We start from the raw sequence: 8,475 nt of genomic DNA, 5'->3' as shown, positions 1-8,475 counted from the left end.
CCGGCAAGTCCGCGACGTAAAAAAGGCGGAGAATATCACCAAGTCCTTTTTGGATGTTTTTTCTTTCTCGGAAAGTGCCTTTACGGAGCAAGCGCGGATGAGGCAGAACGATAATACGTTGTTGGGTGATAACGCGGCAAGCCTGCCCGTAATCGAGAACGATGGGTTTGACTTCGCGTTTTTCCGGCAGCTGTTGAACAAGCAATTCGTCAAACGTGAATCCATCACAAAGGAATTGGAGCACACAATCACTATCCTCTACACGCTGTATGGTTGCGACGAACTGCAGATGGCCCAGTTCATTCTGGAGGCCGCTGATATCGAATCAGGCAAAGTAGACGGAGAAGCGCTCAAAAAAATTGTATCCGATGCCTATGAACAGAGACACAGCACCCGTTTGGAAGTAAAGGACAAAGTCACCCAGAGCATCCAACTGGCTAAAGATACTGAAAAAGGCCGGGAACAAAAATTGATCCAGGCACGCTTTTCCAGTGAAGAGATCTCGTTCATCAAGGCGTGCGAACAATTGACGCCGCATCAATTTTTGACCAGCATCAAAAAACAGAAAGGCGGCATCGTGACCGCCTCGGAGACGCAATTGCTGCGTACGCTGATGGAAAAGGCTGACTTCAAACCGAGTGTGCTCAACGTATTGACGCACTATGTGTTGGTCATCCTCAACAATCCGCATCTTTCCAAGGCCTATGTGGAAGCCATCGCAAACGATTGGCTGCAGGACGGTGTCGATTCGCCCGAAAAAGCGTTGGCGAAAGCGAAACAATTCGCCGGCGAGATGAAAGCGAAAGCGGAGAAGCGGGCAGCCAGCCGAACGACCGCAAAGAATTACGGGAAAACGGTGGCGCGCAAGAAAGAAAACTTGCCGGATTGGGCTAAAGAGGAACATAAGTCGGTTGTGGAAACACCGCTGACGCCGGAAGCGCAACAAAAACTGAATGAACGCATCAAAAAATTAAAGAGTAGCGGAAAGGCAGGGGATGAGTGATGGATCATATCGGAAGAGCATTCTACAAATATATGAATAATCCCGAAATCAGCCAACGCTACAAAGGCATGATCGACACAATCATGAAGGATGCCGATGTCCAAGCGTTCTTCCAGAAACACGAAGAACGTCTGACGCGGGAAATCGTCGAGAGAAGTTATTCAAAATTGCACGAATATGTGCAGGAAAAAGAGAAGATCAAGCTGGGGAAAGAATCGCAGAATCCAGGCTATGAGCCGCACCTTGTATTGAATGCCGGTTACATCGATGTCGTCTATACACCGACGGACGAGACGATGGCAAAGGAAAAAGAAAAGGAATTGCGGAGCCGCGTCCATTCGATGTCGATGCCGAAGGATGTCCGCACGGCGACTTTGGATCGGTTTGTCCAATCAAACGAGCGGATGCCGGCCATTCTGGAATCGTTGAATTTCATTGATTCATTCAATGGGAATCCGAAAGTGCATCACCAAGCGCTTTATTTCTATGGTCCATTCGGGGTAGGGAAATCCTATCTGTTGGGTGCGATTGCGCATGAATTGGCGATGGGTGGCCATCTGACGACACTGATGCATTACCCGACCTTCACGATGGAGATGAAGCAGGCGATCCAGAGCAACACGGTCAACGAAAAAATCGATGCCGTGAAGAAGGCGGAGATCCTGATGTTGGACGACATCGGAGCTGAGGCCAATTCCACTTGGATCCGTGATGAAGTGCTCGGCGTCATCCTCCAGTACCGGATGCAGGAAGACTTGCCGACATTCTTCAGTTCCAACTTTACGATGCAGCAGTTGGAGGAGCATTTGCGCATGGGCAACCGGGGCGATGACGAGCCGATGAAGGCGAAACGTCTGATGGAGCGGATCCGCTTCTTATCGCGCGAGATTCCTATGACCGGGAAGAACCGTCGCTTCGAGCAGTAGTCTGACGCAAAGCTTTTCTTATTTTAAACTTGAAAACAATTATTTTTTGTGTTTAAATGGACTACAGATGAAACGAAAGACAAATCGATGAGAAAGACACCGATGGATGAACTGATTTTTAGCGAGGGATGGCTTGGTGAAACATCCTAATCAATCATGTATCGACCCCTTTCGAGAGATTCCCTGAAAGTGCAGTAGGGGGAAACGGTACGCTCGTTATCGCGTTCAAGTAAGGATGAGACAGAATCTTAAGCGGATGCCTGTCGCACTCTTTGAATTTGGGTGGAACCACGTAGACACGTCCCATTTCCGGCACAAGCTGGGGATGGGCTTTTTTTATTGCCTTTTTTAGATGCATGAATTTACACAAAAGTTCATGCATCTAAAAAAGTTGTCCAGCTTCACGGGTTAGCCCTTCGGAAATTAGATAAATCGTACCTATTGCGCTCTACGATGCTCAGTTGCATGGGAGTCTTAGGGATTCATCCCTTAGAGTCCCAGTACAAGGTGACCGTAGGGAACGTTGCATGGCACGATTTCCTAAATTTCTTTCAGGGCTGTACGAACCCGCTCAGCATTTCTTATCTTCACCGTAAGTTCAGAATTTAATTAATTGGAGGAATCAGCATGTCAGAAATCAAAATCACTTTTCCTGATGGCGCCGTAAAAGTATTCGAAGCCGGCGTAACAGTGGAAGAAGTAGCAAAAAGCATCAGCAACAGCCTGGCCAAAAAAGCTTTGGCCGGGAAATTCAACGGGGAATTGGTGGATTTCACACGCCAGTTGGAGACGGATGGTTCACTTGAAATCGTCACACCCGATCACGCAGACGGATTGGGTGTCCTGCGTCACTCGACTGCCCACTTGATGGCGCATGCCTTGACGCGCCTGTTCCCTGAAATCCATTTCGGTGTCGGTCCAGCAATCGAAACTGGGTTCTACTATGATACCGATATGGAAGTGCAGCTTGCCGAAGAGGACTTGCCGAAAGTCGAAGCGGAAATGATGAACATCGTGAAGGCGAATTATCCGATCGTCAGACGTGAAGTCAGCCGTGCGGAAGCATTGGAAATCTTCGCAAACGACCCTTACAAAGTCGAATTGATCACAGCGTTGCCTGAGGGTGACGTCATCACTGTCTACACGCAAGATGACTTCACGGATCTTTGCCGCGGCGTCCACGTGCCGGCAACAGGCAAAATCCAAGTCTTCAAGTTGTTGTCGTTGGCGGGTGCCTACTGGAGAGGGAACTCGAACAACAAAATGATGCAACGTGTCTACGGAACAGCCTTCTTCGACAAGAAAGCCTTGGCTGAATTCATCAAGATGCGCGAAGAAGCAAAAGAACGCGATCACCGCAAATTGGGCAAAGAACTGGACTTGTTCATGATTTCCCCTGAAGTCGGTTCAGGACTGCCTTTCTGGTTGCCTAAAGGCGCAACGATCCGTCGCACGCTTGAGCGTTACATTGTCGACAAAGAAGTGAGCCTGGGTTACCAGCACGTCTACACACCGATCATGGCGAATGTGGAATTGTACAAGACTTCCGGCCACTGGGACCACTACCATGAGGACATGTTCCCACCGATGGATATGGGCGATGGCGAAATGCTTGTGTTGCGTCCGATGAACTGTCCGCACCACATGATGGTCTACAAGAACGACATCCACAGCTACCGCGAATTGCCGATCCGCATCGCCGAATTGGGCATGATGCACCGTTACGAAAAGAGCGGCGCTTTGTCCGGTCTGCAGCGCGTGCGCGAAATGACTCTGAATGATGCCCACGCATTTGTCCGTCCGGATCAAATCAAGGACGAGTTCAAACGTGTGATGCAGTTGGTCATGGATGTTTATGCAGACTTCCAGATCAGCGATTACCGTTTCCGTCTGAGCTACCGCGACCCTGAAGACAAAGTGAAATACTTCGATGACGACGATATGTGGAACCGCGCGGAAGCGATGCTGAAGGAAGCCATGGATGAATTCGGTTTGGAATACTTCGAAGCAATCGGCGAAGCTGCTTTCTACGGCCCTAAATTGGACGTGCAGTTCAAGACAGCGATGGGCTTGGAAGAAACAATGTCCACCATTCAATTGGACTTCTTGTTGCCTGAGCGCTTCGACCTGACTTATGTCGGCGAAGACGGCGAAAACAATCACCGTCCGGTTGTCATCCACCGTGGCGTCATCTCGACAATGGAGCGTTTTGTGGCGTATCTGATCGAAGAGTATAAAGGCGCATTCCCGGTATGGTTGGCTCCTGTCCAAGCAACGATCATCCCTGTCAACCTTGATCTGCATGCCGATCAAGCTTTTGAACTGAAAGCCGTAATGGAACAGTTGGGTATGCGCGTCGAAGTCGATGATCGCAACGAGAAGATGGGTTACAAAATCCGTGCTTCCCAGACTCAAAAAATACCTTACCAATTGGTCATCGGCGATCAGGAATTGCTGAACGGAACCGTAACTGTCCGCCGTTATGGCTCGAAAGAAATGGTTACTTTCAGCATGGATGATTTCTTGGCTGAGGTTCAATCTGAAATCAAAAACTTCAAATAATCTTATCAAATCCACATCTTTCTGAGCAAATCATGATACAATAAGTTTCAGTGATGTAGCTTTGATTCTGTTAGCTTGATGAAGGCCCGGAACATGGCAGTTTGTGTTCCGGGCCTTCGTCTTTATATAATTCGCTTAATGGGGGATGATGAGAAGATGTTAAGAGATGAATTGATGAATATGTTGGACGGCCGCGAAGATGACATGATCGCTCTGCGCCGTCATTTCCATGAGCATCCTGAACTGTCATTCGACGAGAAGGAGACGGCTGCGTTCATCGCCCGTTTCTATGAAAATAAATCGGTTGATGTGCAGACGAACGTCGGGAATGGCTATGGCATCGTCGTCACGATCAACGGGAAACAACCAGGCCGCACCATCGCGCTGCGGGCGGATTTCGATGCGCTGCAGATCGAGGAACAGACAGGTCTGCCGTTCGCATCCAAAAATCCAGGCATCATGCATGCCTGCGGACATGACGGACACACTGCCTATCTGATGGTCTTGGCAGATTGTCTGATCCGCCTGCGGGACCAATGGGAAGGGACCGTCAAAATTGTGCACCAACATGCCGAAGAAATGGCCCCGGCCGGCGCCAAGAGCATCATGGACTCTGGTTTGCTTGATGATGTAGATGAGATCTACGGCATCCATTTCTACCCGGACTATGAAGTCGGCACCGTCTTTTACACCAGCGGCTACGCCTATGCTGGCTGCAGCGACATAAAAGTCACGATTCAAGGAAAAGGCGGACATGGTTCGCAGCCGCACCGCTCCAACGATACAATCGTGGCAGCCTCCAGCTTCGTGATGAATCTGCAGACCATCGTGTCGCGGCGCATCAACCCTTATGATATGGCTGTCGTGACGATCGGCTCCTTCGAGGCGGTCGGCAGCAGCAATGTCATCAAGGACAGCCTGATTCTGCGTGGGGATGCCCGTTACATGGATCTTGAAGTCGGAAAGGTCATCGAGGAACATTTCCACCGGATCGGCCGCGGTCTTGAGGAGATGTACGACGTGAAGGTGGAGATCGACTACAACTCCGATTACCCGCCGTTGTACAACCATCCGAAAGAGACCGAGCAAGCAGTCGCTGTTCTGGAAAAAAATGGTGTCGGGTCTTACTTGAACCAGGTCATCGCAACTTCTGCCAACACCGGAGCGGAGGATTTTGGACAGTATCTGCTGAAGATACCCGGCGCTTTCCTGAATGTCGGCGCCCGTCCGAATCAGGCAGAAGTTTTCAATAATCATCACCCGAAATTCGATATCAATGAAAAAGCTCTATTGGTCGCGGCTAAAGCAGTCGCTGACATCACCCTTGCGGCGTTAGCCGCGGAATGAGCGTTTAGGAGGATAAATATGGATTTAGAAAAGATAGAAACCGCCGTCCAAATGATTTTGGAGGCGATCGGGGAAGATCCGAACCGCTCAGGGCTTCAGGATACACCGAAGCGGGTGGCGCGTATGTATGCGGAAATTTTTTCCGGTGTCGAGAAAGACCCTGCCGATCACGCTAAAGTTGTCTTCCATGAAGATACCGACGAAATTGTATTAGTGAAGGACATTCCTTTTTATTCCACTTGCGAACATCATCTGGTTCCGTTTTTCGGTGTGGGACATATCGCTTATATGCCGAAGGATGGACAGGTGATCGGTTTGAGCAAGTTGGCGCGTATCCTGGATGAGGTCAGCAAAAAGCCGCAGATCCAGGAACGGATCACGACGACGGTTGCGGATATCCTGATGGAGCATTTGGAACCGCAGGGAGTCATGGTGGTTTTGGAAGCCGAGCATATGTGCATGACGATGCGGGGCGTGAAAAAACCGGGCAGCAAGACTGTGACATCCGCAGTCCGTGGCGCATTCAAACAATCATTCAAATCCAGAAGCGAAGTGTTGGAATTGATCAAACTGTAGAAAAATTACACGCTGATGAGGAGAATGCATCTTGAAATTAACGACGAAGACAAAAATATATGACCTGTCGCAGCGCAGCTACATCATGGGGATACTGAATGTGACGCCGGACTCGTTTTCCGACGGCGGGGAGTGGAACACGGTCGAAAAAGCCGTCGCCCACGCGCTTGAAATGGTTGCGGATGGCGCCGACATCATCGACATTGGTGGAGAATCAACACGTCCGGGTCACACCCAGATCTCTGATGAAGAAGAAATTGCGCGCATTGTGCCGATTATTGAAGCAGTCAAAAAGGCGGTCGATGTGCCGCTTTCGATCGACACCTACAAGTCGGCGGTCGCCCGTGCGGCTTGCGAAGCCGGCATCGACATCATCAACGACATCTGGGGCTGCAAGTACGATCCCGAGATCGCAGCAGTCGCATCGGCATTTGATGTGCCGATCATTTTGATGCACAATCGGGAAAAGCCGGATTATGCCTTTTTGATCGAGGATATGCTGGCCGACTTGGCGGAGAGCGTGCGGATTGCAGTTTCGGCAGGCGTCAAAAGAGAAAACATCATCCTGGATCCTGGCTGCGGATTCGGGAAAACCTATGAAGACAATCTGAATGTGGTCCATCATCTGAAGCGGTTTACGGAGCTAGGTTACCCAGTGCTCTTGGGAACGTCCCGCAAACGGTTCATCGGAACGGCGCTGGGGGATCTCCCTTTCAAGGAACGCGATCTGGGGACCGCCGCAACGACAGCGTTGGGCATCGTGAACGGGGCCCAGCTGTTCCGTGTGCACAATGTGAAGGCCAATGCGGAAATGGCAAGGATGATGGATATCATGTTGAAAAAAGGAGAGAGCCCGATTGGATAAAATCTATTTGAATAATCTGCAGTTCTATGCTTTTCATGGATTGAATGCGGAAGAAAAGGTGTTGGGACAACGCTTCAACGTGGATGTTGTGCTGCACACCGATACAAAAAAAGCCGGCTACAGCGACAAAATGGAGGATTCGATCCATTACGGCCATGCATACAAGGCCGTCAAAGCGGTAGTGGAGGGCGAAAACTTCAACCTGATCGAAGCTTTGGCGGAGCATATCGCCATCGCTTTGTTTGCGCGCTTCGACGGGCTGCAGGCTTGCCAAGTGAAAGTGATCAAACCGGATCCGCCGATCGTCGGCCATTATGATTCCGTTGCGGTTGAAATCTACCGCGAAAGGGAAGGGTGCTAAGCGCATGCCTGTCGTTTACATCGCCTTAGGCACGAATCTGGAACCGCGCGCAGCCCATCTCGAAAAAGCGTTGGAGCTCTTCCGGTCCTTGAGGGATGTGGAAGTGAAACGCGTATCATCCATTTATGAATCGAAACCCGTCGGCTACCTCGACCAACCGGATTTCCTGAATCTTGTGTTCGAAGCGGAAACGGATCTGCTGCCATTGGACTTGCTGGATAGTTGCCAAAGCATCGAGCAGGAACTCGGCAGGGTGCGGACCATCCGATTTGGCCCGCGCACCTTGGATGTCGATATTGTTTTGTACGGAGTGGAGAGTATCAAAGAAGAACGGCTGACCGTGCCGCATCCAAGGATGCAGGAGCGTTCCTTCGTGCTGTTGCCGCTGCAGGAACTGAATCCGGAGTATGTCGTTCCGGAATGGAACAAAACGGTTAATGAATTGGTGACGGAATTGCCAGCGAATGATCTCGAAGAAATCTGGAAATACGTGCCGGAATCCTGAATGTTTGAACTTATATTGAAAATGAATATTTTTGTTGAAATGTTCTTGACGTTTTCATTTCAGCAAGGTATACTGTAAAAGTTGAGAAATTAAGCAGAAGCACCCGCTTCTCGCCTAAGTGGACAATTGCGTCCCTGGGCCAGATATGTACAAGTAACTTGCAGCAATGCGAGTATTGTCGGCGGGTTATTGTGACCCGCCGGCTTTTTTCTGCGTTCTTTCTCTCAAATATCATGGAGGTGAACGACCATAGCAAAAGATATGATGGTTAACGACGGCATCCGTGCCCGCGAGCTACGCATTATCGGTAGTGACGGCGAGCAACTAGGA

Annotated in this window: 8 protein-coding genes, 1 pseudogene and 1 other annotated feature; all 9 genes and pseudogenes read left to right on the top strand. The window is 50.0% G+C overall.

The features are described 5' to 3' along the window. A partial coding sequence (locus tag WBV27_RS02915; protein ID WP_424199256.1) for a DnaD domain protein occupies positions 1–1,003 on the top strand: 1,003 nt, incomplete at its 5' end. Continuing rightward, positions 1,003–1,929 (top strand): primosomal protein DnaI, encoded by a 927-nt coding sequence (gene dnaI / locus WBV27_RS02910; protein ID WP_119093188.1) that lies wholly within the window; start codon positions 1,003–1,005, stop codon positions 1,927–1,929. The genes WBV27_RS02915 and dnaI, both read left to right, overlap by 1 nt. Positions 1,930–2,556: 627 nt before the next feature. Further along, entirely contained in the window at positions 2,557–4,491 is a 1,935-nt protein-coding gene (gene thrS, locus WBV27_RS02905; RefSeq protein ID WP_424199253.1) for a threonine--tRNA ligase, read from the top strand. 156 nt (positions 4,492–4,647) lie between these two features. Then, positions 4,648–5,838, top strand: coding sequence for an amidohydrolase (locus WBV27_RS02900; protein WP_424199251.1), 1,191 nt, complete (start codon positions 4,648–4,650; stop codon positions 5,836–5,838). Positions 5,839–5,856: 18 nt separating this feature from the next. After that, positions 5,857–6,414: a GTP cyclohydrolase I FolE gene (folE, locus tag WBV27_RS02895; protein WP_086943423.1), complete on the top strand. Its 558-nt coding sequence runs from the start codon at positions 5,857–5,859 to the stop codon at positions 6,412–6,414. Positions 6,415–6,499: 85 nt separating this feature from the next. Next, complete coding sequence (gene folP, locus WBV27_RS02890; RefSeq protein ID WP_424199258.1) at positions 6,500–7,279, top strand: dihydropteroate synthase; 780 nt, start codon at positions 6,500–6,502, stop codon at positions 7,277–7,279. Beyond that, a complete protein-coding gene (gene folB, locus WBV27_RS02885) occupies positions 7,272–7,640 on the top strand; it encodes a dihydroneopterin aldolase (RefSeq protein ID WP_424199249.1) in 369 nt (122 codons plus the stop codon). The genes folP and folB overlap by 8 nt, the downstream gene beginning before the upstream one ends. A gap of 4 nt (positions 7,641–7,644) precedes the next feature. Next, complete coding sequence (gene folK / locus WBV27_RS02880) at positions 7,645–8,145, top strand: 2-amino-4-hydroxy-6-hydroxymethyldihydropteridine diphosphokinase (RefSeq protein ID WP_424199247.1); 501 nt, start codon at positions 7,645–7,647, stop codon at positions 8,143–8,145. A gap of 85 nt (positions 8,146–8,230) precedes the next feature. Beyond that, positions 8,231–8,362 (top strand) — a sequence feature (ribosomal protein L20 leader region). A 44-nt stretch (positions 8,363–8,406) separates the two neighbouring features. Next, a pseudogene (locus tag WBV27_RS02875) lies at positions 8,407–8,475 on the top strand (translation initiation factor IF-3); the annotation flags it as partial.

The sequence above is a fragment of the Trichococcus sp. genome, from assembly GCF_049589555.1.
Taxonomy (GTDB): domain Bacteria; phylum Bacillota; class Bacilli; order Lactobacillales; family Aerococcaceae; genus Trichococcus.
Note: the sequence above shows the minus strand (reverse complement) of the source record. Positions and strands in the feature narration are given on the sequence as shown.

Excerpts from the sequence above, each read along its gene's own strand:
- dnaI (WP_119093188.1), top strand. The coding sequence starts at position 1,003 with ATGGATCATATCGGAAGAGCATTCTACAAATATATGAATAATCCCGAA.
- thrS (WP_424199253.1), top strand. The coding sequence starts at position 2,557 with ATGTCAGAAATCAAAATCACTTTTCCTGATGGCGCCGTAAAAGTATTC.
- WBV27_RS02900 (WP_424199251.1), top strand. The coding sequence starts at position 4,648 with ATGTTAAGAGATGAATTGATGAATATGTTGGACGGCCGCGAAGATGAC.
- folE (WP_086943423.1), top strand. The coding sequence starts at position 5,857 with ATGGATTTAGAAAAGATAGAAACCGCCGTCCAAATGATTTTGGAGGCG.
- folP (WP_424199258.1), top strand. The coding sequence starts at position 6,500 with ATGGGGATACTGAATGTGACGCCGGACTCGTTTTCCGACGGCGGGGAG.
- folK (WP_424199247.1), top strand. The coding sequence starts at position 7,645 with ATGCCTGTCGTTTACATCGCCTTAGGCACGAATCTGGAACCGCGCGCA.